This is a genomic window from Vibrio splendidus (genome assembly GCF_002873455.1).
GTDB classification, from domain to species: Bacteria; Pseudomonadota; Gammaproteobacteria; order Enterobacterales; family Vibrionaceae; genus Vibrio; species Vibrio splendidus_J.
In genome coordinates this window covers 373510-391676 of record NZ_MCUN01000001.1, presented here as the reverse complement: position 1 = coordinate 391676, position 18167 = coordinate 373510, and the positions used below count along the sequence as shown (strand labels likewise).

15 protein-coding genes are annotated in these 18167 nt (G+C 44.4%); 1 reads left to right on the top strand and 14 read right to left on the bottom strand.

Going from position 1 to position 18167, the window contains the following annotated elements:
• Nucleotides 1-195: 195 nt before the first annotated feature.
• The 8 genes from BCU75_RS01665 to BCU75_RS01625 all read right to left on the bottom strand — a co-directional run bounded on the left by BCU75_RS01665 (nt 196) and on the right by BCU75_RS01625 (nt 10143).
• Nucleotides 196-1767 (bottom strand): BCCT family transporter, encoded by a 1572-nt coding sequence (locus tag BCU75_RS01665; protein ID WP_102472764.1) that lies wholly within the window; start codon nt 1765-1767, stop codon nt 196-198.
• A gap of 271 nt (nt 1768-2038) precedes the next feature.
• Nucleotides 2039-3637 carry a BCCT family transporter gene (locus BCU75_RS01660; protein ID WP_102472763.1) on the bottom strand — a complete coding sequence of 533 codons (1599 nt, stop codon included), beginning with the start codon at nt 3635-3637 and terminating at the stop codon, nt 2039-2041.
• A gap of 169 nt (nt 3638-3806) precedes the next feature.
• Nucleotides 3807-4445, bottom strand: a complete 639-nt coding sequence (locus BCU75_RS01655) for a response regulator transcription factor (RefSeq protein ID WP_017072956.1) — start codon at nt 4443-4445, stop codon at nt 3807-3809.
• Nucleotides 4438-5793 (bottom strand): cache domain-containing protein, encoded by a 1356-nt coding sequence (locus BCU75_RS01650; RefSeq protein ID WP_102472762.1) that lies wholly within the window; start codon nt 5791-5793, stop codon nt 4438-4440. The genes BCU75_RS01655 and BCU75_RS01650 overlap by 8 nt, the downstream gene beginning before the upstream one ends.
• 104 nt (nt 5794-5897) lie before the next feature.
• Nucleotides 5898-7181 carry a TRAP transporter large permease gene (locus tag BCU75_RS01645; RefSeq protein ID WP_017078694.1) on the bottom strand — a complete coding sequence of 428 codons (1284 nt, stop codon included), beginning with the start codon at nt 7179-7181 and terminating at the stop codon, nt 5898-5900.
• Between the two features lie 9 nt (nt 7182-7190).
• The gene (locus BCU75_RS01640) at nt 7191-7748 is read right to left on the bottom strand and encodes a TRAP transporter small permease subunit (RefSeq protein WP_102472761.1); all 558 of its coding nucleotides are present in this window, start codon (nt 7746-7748) and stop codon (nt 7191-7193) included.
• A gap of 273 nt (nt 7749-8021) precedes the next feature.
• Nucleotides 8022-9116, bottom strand: a complete 1095-nt coding sequence (locus BCU75_RS01635; RefSeq protein ID WP_029223544.1) for a TRAP transporter substrate-binding protein — start codon at nt 9114-9116, stop codon at nt 8022-8024.
• A gap of 634 nt (nt 9117-9750) precedes the next feature.
• The gene (locus BCU75_RS01625) at nt 9751-10143 is read right to left on the bottom strand and encodes a hypothetical protein (protein ID WP_004733388.1); all 393 of its coding nucleotides are present in this window, start codon (nt 10141-10143) and stop codon (nt 9751-9753) included.
• A 220-nt stretch (nt 10144-10363) separates the two neighbouring features.
• Between BCU75_RS01625 and BCU75_RS01620 the strand changes: the two genes are divergently transcribed.
• Nucleotides 10364-11164: a DUF2982 domain-containing protein gene (locus BCU75_RS01620; protein ID WP_102472759.1), complete on the top strand. Its 801-nt coding sequence runs from the start codon at nt 10364-10366 to the stop codon at nt 11162-11164.
• Nucleotides 11165-11282: 118 nt separating this feature from the next.
• On the opposite strand, the gene BCU75_RS01615 is transcribed toward BCU75_RS01620, so the two are convergent.
• The 6 genes from BCU75_RS01615 to BCU75_RS01590 all read right to left on the bottom strand — a co-directional run bounded on the left by BCU75_RS01615 (nt 11283) and on the right by BCU75_RS01590 (nt 18065).
• The gene (locus tag BCU75_RS01615; protein WP_102472758.1) at nt 11283-11936 is read right to left on the bottom strand and encodes an MBL fold metallo-hydrolase; all 654 of its coding nucleotides are present in this window, start codon (nt 11934-11936) and stop codon (nt 11283-11285) included.
• A gap of 99 nt (nt 11937-12035) precedes the next feature.
• Complete coding sequence (locus tag BCU75_RS01610; protein WP_004733385.1) at nt 12036-12584, bottom strand: YcbK family protein; 549 nt, start codon at nt 12582-12584, stop codon at nt 12036-12038.
• A 199-nt stretch (nt 12585-12783) separates the two neighbouring features.
• A complete protein-coding gene (locus BCU75_RS01605; RefSeq protein ID WP_102472757.1) occupies nt 12784-14322 on the bottom strand; it encodes a L,D-transpeptidase family protein in 1539 nt (512 codons plus the stop codon).
• Nucleotides 14323-14403: 81 nt separating this feature from the next.
• Nucleotides 14404-15483 (bottom strand): DUF1513 domain-containing protein, encoded by a 1080-nt coding sequence (locus BCU75_RS01600; protein ID WP_102472756.1) that lies wholly within the window; start codon nt 15481-15483, stop codon nt 14404-14406.
• Entirely contained in the window at nt 15473-16534 is a 1062-nt protein-coding gene (locus BCU75_RS01595; protein WP_102472755.1) for an imelysin family protein, read from the bottom strand. Before BCU75_RS01595 ends, BCU75_RS01600 begins: the two co-directional genes overlap by 11 nt.
• A 142-nt stretch (nt 16535-16676) precedes the next feature.
• Nucleotides 16677-18065, bottom strand: a complete 1389-nt coding sequence (locus tag BCU75_RS01590) for a di-heme oxidoredictase family protein (RefSeq protein WP_102472754.1) — start codon at nt 18063-18065, stop codon at nt 16677-16679.
• Nucleotides 18066-18167: the final 102 nt, after the last annotated feature.

Here is an 18167-nt window from a genome sequence, read left to right as displayed (position 1 = left end):
AATTACTTGGCTTTTCGCCAAATTAAAGGCGCTATTTTGAGTGTAATTCAACCGAAATATACAGATCGTCACACTATAAAAATAACCATTCACACAGAAAAATAGACACAAAAAAGGCAGGAGAGTTTCCTCGCCTGCCTTCGTATTATTTATCGTCCAACCGCATATAAAACACGGCTGATTAAGCCATAGGTCTTAGCGCTTTTCTGTACGCATACCCATTAACAAACTCACACACATCAATAATAGAATGATGGTGAATGGCAATGCCGTCGATATTGCGCCCGCTTGCAGAGCCTGTACTGCTTCAGTACCGCCGACCCACAATAGAGCTACAGCAATCGCGCCTTCAAGGAAAGCCCAGAAAACACGTTGAGGAACAGGAGTATCAACTTTACCACCCGCGGTAATGCTATCGATTACCAATGAACCTGAGTCAGATGACGTAATGAAGAACACGAGAACCAATATCACTGCGATGATTGATAGCAGAGTACCAAACGGCAGTGCATCAAACATTTGGAACATTGCTAGTGATACGTCTGTAAGACCATCTTGACCAAGAATACCAACGTTGTTTACGATTTGATCAATCGCCATGCCACCAAATACTGACATCCAAATGATAGTAACAGTCGTTGGAACAATCAGAACAGCTGTGATGAACTCACGAACAGTACGGCCTTTAGAGACACGTGCGATGAACATACCTACGAATGGTGACCATGAAATCCACCAAGCCCAGTAGAATACCGTCCAGCCGTGCATCCACGCTTCATCTTCACGACCATGAGGGTTACTCAAAGGAATGATGTTTTCAACGTATGCCATAAAGGTGGTTGGGATAGAACCTAAACTCACCGCATAGCCGATTAGAGCCACTAAGATGAGCAGTAGAAAAGCAACCAACATGTTGATGTTACTGATAACTTTAACACCGCCATCAATACCGCGAAGCACTGACACGACCGCTAATAACGTTACTACGGTAATAACAACAACTTGTAACCCTAAGCCAGCCTCGATTCCGAAGACATGTTGAATACCACTTGCTGCCTGTTGTGCACCTAAGCCCAGCGACGTCGCCAAACCAAACAGCGTTGCAAGAACCGCCAGAATATCAACAATGTGACCAGCCCAACCCCACGCTCTATCACCCAAGATTGGGTAGAAAATAGAACGAATAGAAAGAGGCAATCCCTTGTTGTAAGAGAAAAACGCAAGTGACAGTGCTACTACGCCATAAATCGCCCAAGGGTGTAGGCCCCAGTGATACATGGTTGCACCTAACGCCAACTTAGCAGCTTCTGGTGTGTTTGGTTCAACACCTAACGGGGTTTCAAACCAACCCGTGAAGTAAGCAGCGGGTTCCGCCACACTCCAGAACATTAGGCCGATACCCATACCTGCTGCGAACAACATGGATAGCCAAGACATGAATGAGTAATCCGCAGTTGCATCAACACCACCAAGGCGGATTTTACCATACGGAGAAACAATCAAACCTAAGCAGAAAATAACAAAAATGTTACCTGACCAGATGAACAACCAATCAAATGAATTGATGATTTGGCCTTTCACGCCATCGAGTGCCGCCTTTGCTGATGCAGTATCTGTGATAAGAATACCGATCAGGAACAAAGCAATAAGTCCTGCACTGATACCAAATACTGGGTTATGAACATCAAAACCCCATTTTTGGACGTTATCTTGACCGACAGTGTAATCCGTACTGTCGATACTGTATTTATCTATACCTTTAGTCATTATCCCTCTCTACGGAATATTAATAGGGTCTGTTGACCAAATATCCCTTACTTACTTGTGACTGAATCACAAATTCGAACACACGATCCAAGTAATACAAGCTGTTGTCACAATAATTCAAATACTTGGATGTCTGAAGTTTAGCAGGTTAACTTATTGTTTTCAGTAAACCAGAATCGGTTCGATTGGTTTTCATCCAATATTTACGTAATTACCCAAGTTACTGGCGAAAAAAAGGCCGAACAAGTCGGCCGTTATTTCAATAATACTTTTAACTCAAAGCATTTTGCTGCTTAACCAATTGATTTTCTGTTCGCAAACCTAGCAATAAGCTTAGGCACATAAGCAATAATATGAACGCAAATGGTAGCGCCATTGATACCGTTCCAGCTTGCAGTGCTTGAATGGATTCCGTACCGCCAACCCACAATAGAACCGCTGCAATCGCACCGCCCATCAACGCCCAAAATACACGCTGTGGCACCGGTGCATCGACTTTACCACCAGAGGTAATACTATCGATAACTAACGAGCCTGAATCTGACGAGGTAATGAAGAACACCATAATCAAACCAATCGATACCACAGAAAGCACTGAACTCATTGGTAGCGCATCATAAGTGTGGAATAGAGAAAGCGTAATATCTTGCAGGCCATTAACGCCAATCTCACCCACCTTGTTCGCCACTTGATCAATCGCGATACCACCGAAAATAGCCATCCAGATGATGATTACTGACGTTGGGATGAACAATACAGCGACGATAAATTCACGAATTGTACGACCTTTAGAGATACGAGCGATGAACATGCCTACGAATGGTGACCATGACATCCACCATGCCCAGTAGAATACCGTCCAGCCTTGCATCCAAGTTTCATCGTCACGACCATGAGGATTACTTAGAGGAATAAAGTTTTCAATGTAGCCCATTAGTGCCGTTGGAATAGCTTTAATACCCGCCATGCCACCAGCGATCGTCACAAAGATAAGCAAAGCCAAAGCAACCAACATATTGATGTTACTCAGAACCTTTACGCCACCGTTAATGCCGCGAATTACTGACATTGTTGCTAAGAAAGTAACCACTGCGATAACAACCAGCTGCATCCCAATACCACCATCAGTACCAAACACATGGTTAATACCACTTGTCGCTTGTTGTGCGCCTAGGCCCAGTGATGTTGCAAGGCCAAATAATGTTGCCAATACCGCAACGATATCAACAACATGACCAAACCAACCCCAAGTTCTATCGCCGAGTAATGGGTAAAAGATTGAGCGAATTGAAAGCGGTAAGCCTTTATTGAATGTGAAGAAAGCGAGGGCTAGAGCAACAACAGCGTAAATAGACCAACCGTGAAGACCCCAGTTGTAGATGGTTGCACCTAATGCCAACTTAGCCGCTTCAGGAGAATAAGCTTCAACACCGAGCGGTGTTTCATACCAACCAGTAAAGTAAGCGACGGGTTCAGCCACACCCCAGAACATCAAGCCAATACCCATTCCTGCGGCGAATAACATCGACATCCAAGATAGGTTTGAGTGCTCTGCTTTGGCATCATTGCCACCAATACGTATCTTGCCATACGGGGAGACAATGAGGGCAAAACAGAAAATTACGAAGATGTTGGCTGCCCACATGAAGAAACCATCGAAGTTACCGATGACTTTCCATTTGATTCCATCCAGTGCCGCTTTTGCGGTTTCTGGGTCTGCGACTAGAAGTGCAAGCAAGAAGACAATGATCGCTCCTGCACTGATCCCAAATACTGGGTTATGAACATCAAACCCCCATTTCTGAACGTTATCTTGTCCTACTGTATAATCGGTATTTTCAATACTATACCTATCTTTTACAGGCTCCATGTTTCCTCTCTAATCTGTAGCGCACAGTTTGCAACATTACATTCGGCGCTTAAATTTCGAAAAGGAGGATATCAACCTGTCGCAAAAATACTAAAAAAACCGCCAAAAATCAGGCGCAAATTGCAAGTTTAGTAATTAAATTACACATTTAATGTAATTTAGCGTAAAATCACTCTACAAGCCCAGAATTAACAGCATATTTAGCTAGCTCTGCCGTAGAGTGAATATCCAGCTTATGCTTAATGTTTTGTCTATGAGTTTCGACGGTTCGATAACTGATATTCAGCGCCTTCGCCACCTCTTTACTGCTCTCCCCTTTCGCCACCAATTTCAACACGGCTTCTTCACGTCTGCTCAATGGATTTTTTACAGATTGCGTGGGAGTAATCGGCTGAGTAAACAAATTCTGCGTCACTTTTTCACAGAAATAAGTCGAGCCTTGATTGACCGTTTTAATCGCCTGTACCATTTTTTCAGCCGAAATCTCTTTCAACATATAGCCGACGGCGCCCGACTGCATCACCTTCATGATGTATTCACGGTTGTTATGCATGGTCAGCATCAACACCTTCGCTTCAGGGTCTTCTTCTTTAATCAGATGAGTCGCGTCAATGCCGTTCATGATAGGCATGCTAATGTCCATCAACACCACATCAGGACGCAAAGATTTCACGACCTCTACCGCCTCTAATCCATTACTGGCAGTACCTATCACGCTAATATCTGGCTCGAGTTCCAATCTCGCCATAAAGCCATCCAATACCACTTGGTGATCGTCAGCGATCACAACTCGAATAACTTCACTCATTCATTAATCCCTCTAGTGTCAGTAACACTGTAATTTCCGTTCCAAGGCCAATCTCACTCATCAGCTCAAAATCACCACCAATGAATTCCACTCGCTCTCTCATGTTACGCAGACCGATCCCTCGTTTTTCCATCGCTTTATAGGTATTGAAACCGACACCGTTGTCTTGGATTAGAAGCTGTAATACGTTGCCAATTTGCTGCGCGATAACCGTTACTTTGGTCGCTTGTGCGTGTTTCTCTATGTTATTCAGGGACTCTTGTACGACTCTATACAAGGTCGTCGCTGCCTCTGATTTCAATTTCCCAGGCTGAGTACTAAACAAAGTTTCGACCTCAATACCCGAATGCGCCTGAAAATCTAATAACAACGAAGACAACGCCGCTTCTAAGCCGATATCATCCAAAGAACTTGGGCGGAGTTGATGCGAGATGTGCCTCACCTCTTCGATCGCTCGCATCAATGAATGCTGCGACTTATTCAAATGCGCTTTGAGGTCTTCACTTTGTAGCTTATTGCCGAGTAGTTCTAAGTGACAACGACTCGATACTAATAATTGATTAATACCATCATGTAACTCACGTGCTAAATGCTTCTTCTCGTCCTCTTGAAACATCACCGTTTTATGGGCGAGCTCTTTTAAATTGTTATCCGCGATTCGATGTTCATGCATGTTAATGGCCAAAGTAAGTACGATGATAACCGCCACCGTCACGCTAAGAATCACAACAATCGAAAAGAACGTGGTTTCAATATTTTTGTTGATCGCAGCCTGCATCGAGGCCACTTCTTGGTGCACGTCTTCAATATACAAACCCGTACCAATCATCCAATCCCAACGCTCTAACCAAGCGGCGTAGCTCAGCTTAGAGACCACCTCTCCGGTTGACGGCTTCTGCCACAAATATTGGTGAAACCCTCCTCCAGTTTGTGCCTCTCTAAGCAGCGCTTCTATCAGAAAGTCACCATCTTCATCTTGCAGATGAAGTAGGTTTTGCCCAATCAATTCGGGTTGGATAGGATGAACCAAGTTGGTTCCGTGTCGATCATATGCGAAGAAATAACCATCTGAACCATATCTAAGTTTAGACAATATGGTTCGAACTTCTTTTTTGGCCTGAATCTCTTGGATATCAGGATCGTTATAGATGTGTTCAATGGCGTCGAACGCGAGATCGACAGTGTCTTTGAGGGCATTTTCACGCGACTTGATTAAGCTGTCTCTGAAGATCTCAACCTCTTTCGCACCCAACGTCTTGGTTTGGTGTAACGAGATCCAGCTAATACTCGCCGTTACTAGCAACAACGGGAGCAGCGTCAGCAAAATCAGCTTGGCTTTTAGAGGCATTCCTTTTCCTCACAAAAAACGGCCTATTGAACATCAATAAGCCGTTTTATTTTAGCAATTTATCGTTAACCGTTGAAACATATCATTCACATTCTTGGCTTCACTCACATTCCATAGAAAGAAGGGAAAGCGAGAAGTGATCCAAGTACGAGGATTTGAATCAGAATGAACGGCATCACACCACGATAGATGTCTTTAGTTGTTACCCCTTTCGGTGCCACTCCTTTTAGATAGAACAGGCTGAAGCCAAACGGCGGCGTTAAGAATGAGGTTTGTAGGTTCATCGCGATAAGGATAGCGAACCAAGTCATGTTGATGCCCATCAGTTCAGCAACAGGCGCAATGATCGGAACGATGATGAAACAAATTTCAACAAAGTCGATGAAGAAACCAAGAATCAGAATCACCAACATAGTAATGATCAAGAAGCCCCATTTCTCACCTGGCAACTGCAACATCCACTCTTCAACCAGATAATCACCGCCAGTATAAGTAAACGCCATCGAGAATGCCGTCGCACCAAGCAAGATGGCAAAGACCATCGCGGTCACTTTAACTGTCTCTTTCGACGCAGCAAACACCATCGACCAACTAAACTGACCGTATAACAGTGCAAGAACCAATGCACCAGCACCACCTAACGCTGCCGATTCAGTTGGCGTTGCCACACCCGCAAAGATAGAACCCAGTACAACAATGATCAGCGCTAATGGGGGAAGAATCGCTTTAAGCGCATTAAACACTTCTTGCTTGCGGCTAATAGAGTCATCACGTTCAATAGGTTGAGCAGATTCAGGGTTGAGCTTTGCGTATATCAAGATATAGACAATGTAAGCACCCACTAGCATCACACCCGGCCAAATTGCCGCTTGGAACAAGTCCCCAACAGGTACACCCAATACATCACCCAATAAAATCAAGACGATGGATGGCGGAATGATTTGCCCTAACGTACCAGACGCACAGATGGTGCCGCAGGCTAAGCCTTTGTCGTAGTTGTACTTGAGCATAACGGGCAGAGAGATAAGTCCCATAGCAACTACTGAAGCACCGACTACACCCGTTGATGCGGCAAGCAGCGAGCCCACCAGCACGGTCGAGATAGCAATACCACCTCGAACACCACCAAACAATCGCCCCATTGACTCAAGTAACTGCTCAGCAAGCTTGGTCTTTTGTAGAACAAGCCCCATGAAAACGAACAATGGAACGGCCATCAGCACCGTATTTTCCATGATCGATTGAATTCGATATGGCATGAAGGCAAACATTTCGATGCCTTCAGCCCAAACACCAAAGATTAACGCGATACCACCAAAGGTGAACGCAACCGGGAAGCCAAGTAAAAGTGCAAACAAGGCTACGAAAAACATTACTATTCCAATCATGTTCAGCCTCTACTTATTGTTTGTATGAGTATTATTTGCATGGATAAGGTGCGGATTAAAAATCTTGTTGAGCGAGTGCAGGATCAAACCGACGCCGCTGAGTGCCATCAAGAAAAATGAAAGTGGAATCATCGCTTTAATGATCCATCGGTAAGGAAGGCCTCCGGGATCGCCCGACGTTTCACCGAGGTTATAACTTTCTTTCGCAACATCGATTCCAAACCAAGCAACCAACAAACAGAAAGGAAGCAGGAAGACAACGGTGCCTATCAGGTCAATAATCGCTTGCGCCTTGAAGCTGAGTTGTTCGTAGAAAACATCAACTCGTACGTGGCCACCCGCTTTGATGGCGTAAGGAACACCTAACAAGAATACGGCTGAGAAAAGGTGCCATTCCATCTCTTGGAAGGCGATAGACACATCGTTAAAGGCGTATCGCATCACAACGTCATACACAACGTTAGCAACAAGAAGGATAAACAACATACTGGAAAGCCATCCCAGTGCATCACCGATACGATTAAATAGGCGTTCAATATAAATTAGACTTCGCATTCCCGACTCCATGGAATTTGAAAAGACATCGCGTATTAGAGTTAGTGCAGCTACAACGAGTAGCGCTAACAAAACGCACGACGTAGAAAGGGTTCTTGAGCGTATTACAGGATTTATCCTGCTTAATTATTATGGTTAAAATGAACCCGCTGCTTATCTGCTTATCTGCTTATCTGCTTATCTGCTTAGATACTTAGATACTTAGATACTTAAGCCCTTAGGCACAAGTGATATAACAGTGCATCTGCTTTGGGTTCATTTAACTTTTAGGTCAATCGCTGTCGACTATTTCGCTTGGCTATTTAAATAAGCTCTGTGTGAAATATCCGTCCATGAGCGCACTTGCTCTAGGTAGCTCGCTTGTGAAGCTTGGATCTCTTTTGCCAGTGCATCTTTCTCAGCATGTGCTGCAAGTAAGCGATCGTTCGCTTCTTTCAGTGCAGACATAACCTCTGGCGGGAAATCTTTCACTTGTACATCTGGGTATTCTGTTTTCATTGAAACCCAGTTTTTGCCACTTTCATGTGTTGCTTGTGTGTACATGTCGTAAGCCGCTGTACGCATTGCAACACGCAAGATTTCTTGTAGGTCTTCAGGTAGCTTGTTCCAAGTTCGTTTGTTCACTAGGAATTGAAGCTCTGAACCTGGCTCATGCCAACCTGTGTAGTAGTACGGCGCGATCTTGTGGAAGCCCATTCGTAAATCAAGTGATGGACCTACCCACTCTAGTGCATCGATCGTGCGACGCTCTAAAGACGTGTAAAGCTCACCTGGGGCAATATTGGTAGGTTTAGCGCCTAGCTCAGCCAGAATCTCACCAGCAAAGCCTGGGATTCGCATTTTCAGACCTTGTAGGTCTTCCACGCTGTTGATCTCTTTTTGAAACCAACCGCCCATCTGGATATCCGTGTTACCACCAGGGAACGACATCAAGTTGTGTGGAGAGTAAACCTGCTCCATCAACTCCATACCACCACCGTGATAGAACCACGCGTATTGTTCTGCAGGCGTCATACCGAAAGGCATAGAAGTGAAGTAAAGAGTGTTTGGAACTTTACCTTTCCAGTAGTAAGAGCCTGAGTGACCCATGTCGTATTGACCAGACTTAACCATGTCAAAAACGCCAAGTGGTGCTTTGTGTTTGTTCGCTGAATCGATTCTGATTTGCAGTCGACCATTCGACATTTTCTCAGCCATCGCAGCCATGTTCTTCGTCGCGTCACCAAATACAGGGAAGTTTGGTCCCCATGTTTCAGCAAGCTTCAAGCGATAAACCTTATCAGCAGCAGTTGCACCGGTAGCGACCAAAGCTAAACAAGCCGCTGCAGTTACCGCAACGTTTTTAAAAACTCGTGTGAGGGAGTTAGAAATGAGACTCATGTTCACGTCCTTTTGTTGGGTTAACACTCTTTCTTTGAGTATTTTTTATGATTCAACATAAGAGTGCACCTTGATGAGGCAACTAGATATCAGGGAGAGCACGCACGACGGACCCACACAAACTGCGTATTAGACCAAAGGATTACGTAGAACTACGTAGGAGATCATCAAGTAATGTCGATTTTAAAGGACTCACCTTATTCACTGGAGGAATGCTTATTGATAAATACCTAAGTATTAATAATTAAACACCGTTAACAATTGATTGCCATTTCGTGATAAAGCCCTATTTTCACCACACACTCAATATGCATACAGGTGCTTTTAATCCATAAGAATCAAGGTTTCAGAGAATTAGACGCCCTACTTTGGTGCTTACTGATTCGAAACATGGGACACGCGAAACACAGATGAAAAACGGAAGGGGTCAGCCGATTGGAAATAAAGCTTCTGGGGCTAAGCGTGAATGTTAGGTTTGAACATGAACATGAACATGAATATGAATATGAATATGAGCATGGGATTGGGATTGGGATTGGGATTGGGATTGGGATTGGGATTATCCGTCAGATACAAAAAAGCCTCGATAATCGAGGCTTAAAAACTTTAACGAAGCGAATGTAATCCCGAGGGATTAGATAGCTTTGTAGATAACCTTGTTACCTGCAAGTTGCTCTTTCGCTACTAGGTTTTCTTCAAGAAGTTTTTTCAATGCGCCTGTTGCCCATGAAGCTGCTTTCGCGTCTTCTTGACCAGCTGCTAGGCCGATACCTTTAGGGTTAATGCCTTCAGCATTGCTAACAACGATATCTAGAACTTGTTGTTGCTTAGGAGTCAGTGCTACTGCAACTTCTTTCGTTGCTGCTACTGCTTTCTCTACCGCTGGTTTTGCTGCTACAGTTTTTTCTGCTACAACTTTCTCTGCGACAGGCTTCGCTTTTTTCGGCGTTGCCACTGCTTTAACTACAGCCGCTTTAGTGCGTTTCTGCAGTTTAGCCTGCACCTTACGCTTATGAGCAAGTCTCATTGAATATTTCTCCAGTTCACTGCTCTTTTCGCAGTGGTGAAAATTTGAAGCGCGATTTATACCAAAAAACGGGAGCTATTTGTAGAGTGAAGCGTCGAAAGTCGACGAAAAATACCGATATTGTCTACTACCGTCTATTATTTAAACATAGACTTATCAATTTAGGGTCATATACACTGGTTATCCATCCAGACAAAAATATGAAAACTTGGTGTTGCCTATGGACACTCGTCACCTTACAAATTTCTCTTTGCCTGCATTTACGCAATCATATCGAATTATCGCCATCATTTTAGGATTCGCTTGCCTTATCATGGCGTTATACATTGATAACTCAAAATTACTGATCGTGGGTGCATTTTGCATTAGCGCGCTTTTGGGCACAGGCTATTATTTGATGCTTCGTAGCAGAGTGATGTTCACGCTCACCCCCACTCACTTTCAACAGCATTTTTATAAAGGTGGATGGGTTTTAAAGTGGAGCAATATTGAAAAGATTGGCATGTGTACCTACGAACAAGAAGGGTGGCATCAACCTCTCCCTTGGGTCGGCATTAAAATGAAAGATTACTCGCCTTACCTTGACTCTATTTGCCCCAAAATAACCTGCGAATTATTGCTGAGCCAGCGAGCACTTTTGTATCTAGGAGCGAAACAAGCGGGTAAAGAATCAAACTTTGAAGATATGGTGCTCGACTCATCGCATTACCACGCTCGCTGTACCGAGAGTGGCTGTGTTGAATTGAGCCAATATAAAGAGTCAGAGAATATCGACGACGATAACGTCAGTGATTACCAACCACAGACTGCCCTTGATTCAACCAATGAATCGAACACTCAAAACGCGTTGATTAAGGATTATTCAGGATTACAGGCGATGCTTGCGAACAGGATGAAATATCAAAGAGGGTTTCACGGCTACGATATTTTTATATCAACCCATGATCTGAATATCAGTGGAGAGGAGTTTATTGGACTGGCTCGACGCTACTTGGCGGCTGCCGAGCGCTTTTCTGATTAAAAACAGACAAGTTTAGAAATAAACTCGCACGCTAATCCACGATGAACCATAAAAAAGCTTAGCTTTCATAAGAAAAGCTAAGCTTCATTTTCAATCGTTCTTCTATTAAATCAGAGACCTAGTACAGAGGCATTTCATCCGCTACAAACGGGTTTGATGCGCGCTCACGGCCAAATGTAGACTCAGGACCATGACCCGGTACGAATGTCACGTCACTGCCTAGAGGCCAAAGCTTAGTCTTGATTGAAGCAATTAGCGTGTTGAAGTCGCCTTGTGGGAAATCCGTTCGACCAATAGCACCATTAAATAAAACGTCACCAACAAACGCCATGCGAGCTTGCTCGCTGAATAGTACGACGTGACCTGGTGTATGACCCGGAGTATGAATCACATCAATCACTTGGTTACCAAAAGTAACTTTGTCGCCCTCTTCTAACCATATGTTTGGTTCAAAAGCTTTGCACAGTGGGAAACCAAACATCTGGCTTTGATTCTCTAAACCTTGAAGCCAAAAGTTGTCTGCCTTATGTGGGCCAACAATGTTCACGTTCAAGATTTCAGCAAGTGGTACTGTTCCGCCCACATGGTCTAGGTGACCGTGAGTCAATACCAAGTTCACCACTTTAACACCTAACTCTTCGATGATAGCAGCCAGTTGCTGAACATCACCGCCCGGATCGACAACGATGCCTTCCATTGTCTCATCACACCACACAATTGAGCAGTTTTGAGAGAAAGAGGTAACAGGGACAACTTGATACTTAAGAGACATATACAAACCTTAGAGGGCAAACTGAAATTTGGGCAAACTATGACATTGGATGTCTACTTTGACAAGTACCTAGCATTCGCTCGCAAATTCAGCTCAACGTTACCAACTGCGTACTGGACCAGTATCAATATGGATAAAGTTGCTACGCGCATAATAACCGACACCACCCGCATTCAGGCTTTTGGCTACGTCTCTTAATTCTTTTAGGTTAACGCCATCAATACGGAAATCGATCGCTTTGCCTAACATGTGGTAGCTCTTCTTGGCTACGCCACTCGACTTAGAGCGCAATGCTTCATTGGTCGCTGGAGAACGGTAACCAGAGATGATTTGAACTTCTTTTTGAATACCCAGAACATTTTGAATCTGTGTGATCTGATCAAACAGGTTCTTGTCCATTGGATGAATCTCGTTGCGGCGGAAATCACGGCACAATTTGCTTAAACGAGCCATTTCATCACCAACATAGTTAGTGCCATCGAAATAACAGGTCTCTAATCGTTCACCAGTGTGAAGATTGTTCATGCTAATCGTTCTTGGTTGATCAGGGTATGAAGCAAAAGCGATAGAAGGAGTGATTGAGGCGACAACAGCGGTACCACCAGCGTAAGTCAGAAACTGACGGCGTGAAAATAAACTTTGAGACATACAGCAAAAAAACCAATTAGATCGAACGAAAAATGCACGATACATAATGGAAATTGCTGCGTCAACGTACAAAAACCGCCCAAAAGGTTAGTATTTGTAACCTTTGCACGGTTAGTTATTGATCCACATTATAATTTTATCAATAGAAGCTTCGTTGTCATTTTTTGGTCAAGATCACCCTTATTGGCTTCACTGATAATTAACCACCCTCTTTATCATATTGATAGATGTCACCACGATACTGAATGCCGCCTTCTTCAAACAACACGGTTTGATAGATGATATGCACAGGGATTCGCTTCTTGAGGCGAACTTTAGTATTAGGAGCAAGGTCATCATTCTGGTTCGGTACTTTCCTTACCTGGGTGGCAAACAACAACTCAGCCAATTCCTCTGCATGTTCGACACGTATGCAACCGGAGCTATAAGCGCGGAAGTCGTCATTAAACAGGCCTTTACTTGGCGTATCGTGCAGATAGATCGCTCGCTTGTTAGGAGTATTGAACTTGTACAAACCTAATGCATTACGCGAGCCTGCTTGCTGACGCATTCGATATGGGAAAGAATTGAAATTAATGGTCTGCCAATCGATCTCTGTGGTGTCGACCGTCTCCATAGTGCGCCAACCGTCAATCACTTGGAAGTTGTGTGTTTCTAGGTAGCTTTCGTCCGCTTTTACCTTAGGCAGGATGTCTTTGACCATGATTTTCCATGGCACGTTCCAAGTCGGGTTTAGAATGACCGAATCTAGGTTTATCTCTAAAAGCGGTGTTTTTCGCGACTTTCTGCCCACGACAACTTTGGACTCAAAGACTTCTTCACCATCTTCCCAATACTTCATATCAAAGCTAGGTACGTTAACGACGATGAGTGAGTCTCTGTCTCTTGGCCACAAACGAACACGCTCGGCATTCAGAGCCAATGAAGTCAATCGATCATCAAAGCTCATGTTGATCCATTTAATCGTGTCTGGCCCAACGATCCCATCGTCTGTAAGGCCGTGCATGCGCTGAAATGATTTAATCGCCGTTTGCAGATCTCGATCGAACTCGGGAAAATCGATCGCGATCATCGAGGTATTAACACCAACCAAAGCGATACGTTCGACAAGAATGGTTTTGTCTGAAAGCTGGTCACCCAAGCGTTTCAAACCTTTCTGTCTATAACGTTCAATATTGAGTTTAGACGCGGTTTCTAGCACTGAATAGGTTGCCTTGAATTGGTCAAAATCCCCTACAGGAGGTGCATAAGAGAGCACCATCTCCATCAAATAATCATCGGTAACACTACTTTTTAGTCTCATCAGAATATGAGGTGAAGGCGCAGGCAATTTAGAATGTAACTTACCTGAAAAATACCATTCTTTACCAATTAGGGGCGCATTCTCAACGTAGCTTAGATAATAGATAAAGGTGTCAGTTAAAAGAATATCCAACTCTTGCCATTGCCCGCTAGATTGATACTGGCGTATTTGGTTAAGTTGTCGCTCAAAAAGTGGCGCCATTTGAGCTTGTTCTAACAATGAAAGCTGAAATTCAAACGCGTTAACAAGCTCTGGCGAATCCCAGAGGATAGGAAAAGAAGAGTCTTGGTAAATACTCTGAGTTAGCTCGGGATAGATGAGCATGAAAGAGAGTTCTGAATCAGCCGGAATAAATCGGCTCTCGTCAGAACTCGTATAGCTCCATGCATGCACAGACACTAAAACCAATAATCCACAGAAGTATTTCGCTAACATGCTTAACTCCAACACCAACAATCTCATAAGTATGGCAAAGAAATTGGAGTAAGCATGTTATTTTTTAAGGAGTTTTATGAATCAAATTGCACTCCAATGATTATCCCACTGGACCGATGATTGCTGAGCTGATTTCTCATAAGGCTTACGTTGGCTCACCACGCTACCTGCACCAGAGCTTAATCTAAACTCACCATCAAGCAACACCGCACCAGACGCATCTGATAACGCTGAGAGTTCTACGAGCTCTTTAGTCTCTTTAGACCAAATGCCGTAGCAATTCCCTCTTGGTGAGGTAGCGATAATCCAATCATCTGAAGCCGCAATACTCGCGATATAATGATTGAACCTTGCCCATTGCTCTGGTTCCGCATTCAACAATTCAAACTGCCCGCCTTTAGTATGCATCGCCAAAAGTGAAGGATACTCATCCGGCTCACCACGATACTGCTGACCACAAAGCACGGTTTCAGCACCATCATGGGCTAAGTGTCGAATGCTTAACTTCTTATCCAACAATTCGACCTGATCAAGTAGCACTCCTTCAGATGAAACGTAGCTCAAACTCGGTTGCATCGAATCAAGGTTTTTAGGTGTTCTACCATCTGTATGAACGCCACCGACACCGATCGCGAGATTACCGTCCGGCATGATGATCACTTCATGTGGTCCAATACCAAAACCGGTGAACTCTTCGACCTTGCGATATCCTTGCGCGACATCGTAAACGCCAATCACACCTTGGCTGCTGTCCGTTTTCCCTTCAGTGGCATACAGTAACTTGCCATCTAATGAGTAAACGCCATGGCCATAAAAGTGACGGTTCTTACCTTTCACAACTAACTTGATTTGGTCACCGCTTTTATAGTCAAACACCATAAAATAGTCACCAGGACGACGAGCAAATACCACCGCATGTGATGATGTTGGGCAAATCGCGACGCCATGACCACGATCTGGGATCGGCAGCTGGTTCAAAGGCATTCCATATTCGTCAGCCACAACCGCTGAATATTGACCTCGCCCATTCAGCGCACAACCGATTAATTGAGGCTCACTGGATGAGCTAGAGCGACTAGCGCAACCAAATGGGAGTACTGGAACAGCTGCACAACCCAGTGCAGCCTTGAGCAACGCTCTACGTGTATTATCAGTCACCATCGGTAGCATTAAATCCTATTACGACGCCAAGCTCTATCGCCACTTCTTCATGAATGAGATACTTCAAACGTTCCAATTTGTTGTATTGAGTCAGCACCTCTCGGTAACCTTCTTTACTCTGCAATAACTCAAACAAGCTTGATTCTGTAGGCCAAGTATCTAGCGTCAATGTGAACTGGTCAGCAACACGATCTGCAAGGTCGTTTAAGCCCTTCTCTCTCAACAAGCCGTCTAGGCCATTACCATCTGCAAGGTACAAATTCTGAAGTGCTGCTACATTGGCTTTTAGTTGAGTCATCGAGATTTGTGCACGCCATGATTCAGAGAAGTAAGGACGAGGGTGACCGATTTTAGCCATTGGGCGACTCAGCTTTTTCATACTGTAATCAAGTTGGTTGGTCAATAAAGCGATGTATTCTGACTCCCAACGAGTCTCGTCCAGTGCTAACCAAGGGTTAACTTGCCATGCCTGTGCTATCGAAGAAGACTTAATCGCTAAGTTCTCAGTAATCGCTTGTGATGATTGGCAGCCTAGCGCTTTGTCTTGAAGCAGTGGCGATTGCTCGTCATAAAGCGACCATTCCAACGCACCTAGCCCTTGCACTGTAACACTCTGCTGCGCGATTTCGCCTTGAGTCCAAGCTTTGTTCTGCTGAGTTAGCTGACGCATCTTAAGACCCGTCGTGTTCTTTTTGTCTGGCCAGAATTGAACATTCCAGCTCTCTTCAAGCGCCGCTGTTGGACCTCTTTCTTGCCCTTGCAGTGCCATCCAGCTGTTCATAGCTAGCTGCCACTGAGCTTTCAAAGCATCTAACTCAACACTGTTGGTTTGGCAGTAACCCTGCATCAAGACTTCTAGCTCATTGGCTTGCTTGGCGAATAAGACTGCCGAATCAAACTCTTGCTGATAGACACCACGGCTGATGTGGTTAGTCGAATCTGCTTGATAAGACACACCGTTAACCTCGGATGAAGCAGTTTGCTCACCCGTTGATTGGCAGCCTGCCATGATTAATACCGACAAAGGCATTAACAAAAATTTATGTGTCATGCTGTTACCTTACTTCCTAATTTTTCTTTTAATTATATGAGTTCGTTAAATACGAAACGACCGCTGGCCTCGTATTCCTACAAGTTCAGCGGTAGTGTGCTGTTGGTTAGTTCAGTAGTCGAGCCACCGAATCTCAGACCGACTATAACGAATTCAAAAACGCCAGTAGTGCTTCACGCTCAGTGGCATTCAAAGACAGAACGTTTTGTTTCGCCATTTCTGCTTCACCACCGTGCCAAAGAACCGCTTCCATAACATTTCTAGCACGACCATCATGAAGCAAGAACGTGTGACCATTCACTTCTTTGGTATAGCCTAATCCCCATAAAGGTGTTGTGCGCCACTCTTGACCGTTAGCAAGATACTCAGGGCGATTATCCGCTAAGCCTTCACCCATATCATGCAACAACATGTCTGTGTATGGGCTAATTAGCTGTTTAGACAAGGCAGGTAAACCTTCTCGCTCTGCTGTGCGGATTTCAGCTTGGTGACAACTTTGGCAACCAATGTCTTTGAACAGTTGTTTACCTTGAACAACCGCAGGGTTATCAACGTTACGACGAATAGGTACCGCTAGATGCTGCGAATAGAACTCAACGAAGTCTAAAATGTTATCGCTGACTTCTGGCTCGCCGCCATTCGGGAAATCGTCACACGTTGATTGCGCTGATGTACAGTTTTCATTTGGAAATAGACGACTCGTTAATCCCAAATCACCGTTAAACGCCGCCGCATTTTGCTGCATTAAATTTGGCTGCCCCGCTTTCCAACCAAAACGACCCAGCGTCATTTCATTGGTTTTAACATCAAGAACATGATTGGCTTTACCTGAGATACCTTGCTTGTCGGCCAGTTGTTGCTCAGCAAATCCGAGAATCGTTTCTTGCGGGATACTTTCAAGTAAACCGAGACCAATCATTGGCGGCGCGACACGAGCAGAAAATTCTGTTTTAGGGTGCATTTCGCCGAAAGCAAGTTCGGTAATCTTTAAGGTTGGTTTACGCAAAGTGACGACGGTGCCGTCTTTGAATTCAACCGGAACATCTGTGTAGCTGATGTTCACTTTACCCTCAGGTTTCACGCCTTGAAGCGCGAAATCTTGTAGCTGACCACCATAAGTTGGTTCTGGAATACCACCATCGCGAATGAAGGCTTGTCTCTGCTCTGGCGTTTCAGCAGGAATGCTCAAGCGAACCAACATGGATACCGCGTTCTCATCGCCTTTTTCAGGCGCATGACCACGACCATCTTTAATATGGCAGTTTTGACAACCGTTGGTGTTGAATAGTGGGCCTAACCCATCACGCGCATCGGTTGATGAGGGTGCAGGTACCCAAGGGTTTCTAAAGAAGCTGTTACCAACACTGAAATCCAAGCGTTTGCTCATTGGTAGATTGGCTGCAGGAAGAGAAAAAGCATTCGCTCCCTCTTTCTTCACAGTCGTTTTACCACCAGAGTAAGTTTCATGGGCATGTAATGGAGATAAGAAAAACAGTGCGGTTAATAGTGAGGCTGAGAGATACGACTTCATACATTGCCTTGCTGTGTTTTTGATTTTAGTTTTTATGTGGGAGTAACTTTCATGAGTAGCAAACAATTAAGGGCTCAATGAGAGCCCTTATATTGGTTCTAT

Excerpts from the sequence above, each read along its gene's own strand:
- BCU75_RS01665 (WP_102472764.1), bottom strand. The coding sequence starts at position 1,767 with ATGACTAAAGGTATAGATAAATACAGTATCGACAGTACGGATTACACT.
- BCU75_RS01660 (WP_102472763.1), bottom strand. The coding sequence starts at position 3,637 with ATGGAGCCTGTAAAAGATAGGTATAGTATTGAAAATACCGATTATACA.
- BCU75_RS01655 (WP_017072956.1), bottom strand. The coding sequence starts at position 4,445 with ATGAGTGAAGTTATTCGAGTTGTGATCGCTGACGATCACCAAGTGGTA.
- BCU75_RS01650 (WP_102472762.1), bottom strand. The coding sequence starts at position 5,793 with ATGCCTCTAAAAGCCAAGCTGATTTTGCTGACGCTGCTCCCGTTGTTG.
- BCU75_RS01645 (WP_017078694.1), bottom strand. The coding sequence starts at position 7,181 with ATGATTGGAATAGTAATGTTTTTCGTAGCCTTGTTTGCACTTTTACTT.
- BCU75_RS01640 (WP_102472761.1), bottom strand. The coding sequence starts at position 7,748 with ATGGAGTCGGGAATGCGAAGTCTAATTTATATTGAACGCCTATTTAAT.
- BCU75_RS01635 (WP_029223544.1), bottom strand. The coding sequence starts at position 9,116 with ATGAGTCTCATTTCTAACTCCCTCACACGAGTTTTTAAAAACGTTGCG.
- BCU75_RS01625 (WP_004733388.1), bottom strand. The coding sequence starts at position 10,143 with ATGAGACTTGCTCATAAGCGTAAGGTGCAGGCTAAACTGCAGAAACGC.
- BCU75_RS01620 (WP_102472759.1), top strand. The coding sequence starts at position 10,364 with ATGGACACTCGTCACCTTACAAATTTCTCTTTGCCTGCATTTACGCAA.
- BCU75_RS01615 (WP_102472758.1), bottom strand. The coding sequence starts at position 11,936 with ATGTCTCTTAAGTATCAAGTTGTCCCTGTTACCTCTTTCTCTCAAAAC.
- BCU75_RS01610 (WP_004733385.1), bottom strand. The coding sequence starts at position 12,584 with ATGTCTCAAAGTTTATTTTCACGCCGTCAGTTTCTGACTTACGCTGGT.
- BCU75_RS01605 (WP_102472757.1), bottom strand. The coding sequence starts at position 14,322 with ATGTTAGCGAAATACTTCTGTGGATTATTGGTTTTAGTGTCTGTGCAT.
- BCU75_RS01600 (WP_102472756.1), bottom strand. The coding sequence starts at position 15,483 with ATGGTGACTGATAATACACGTAGAGCGTTGCTCAAGGCTGCACTGGGT.
- BCU75_RS01595 (WP_102472755.1), bottom strand. The coding sequence starts at position 16,534 with ATGACACATAAATTTTTGTTAATGCCTTTGTCGGTATTAATCATGGCA.
- BCU75_RS01590 (WP_102472754.1), bottom strand. The coding sequence starts at position 18,065 with ATGAAGTCGTATCTCTCAGCCTCACTATTAACCGCACTGTTTTTCTTA.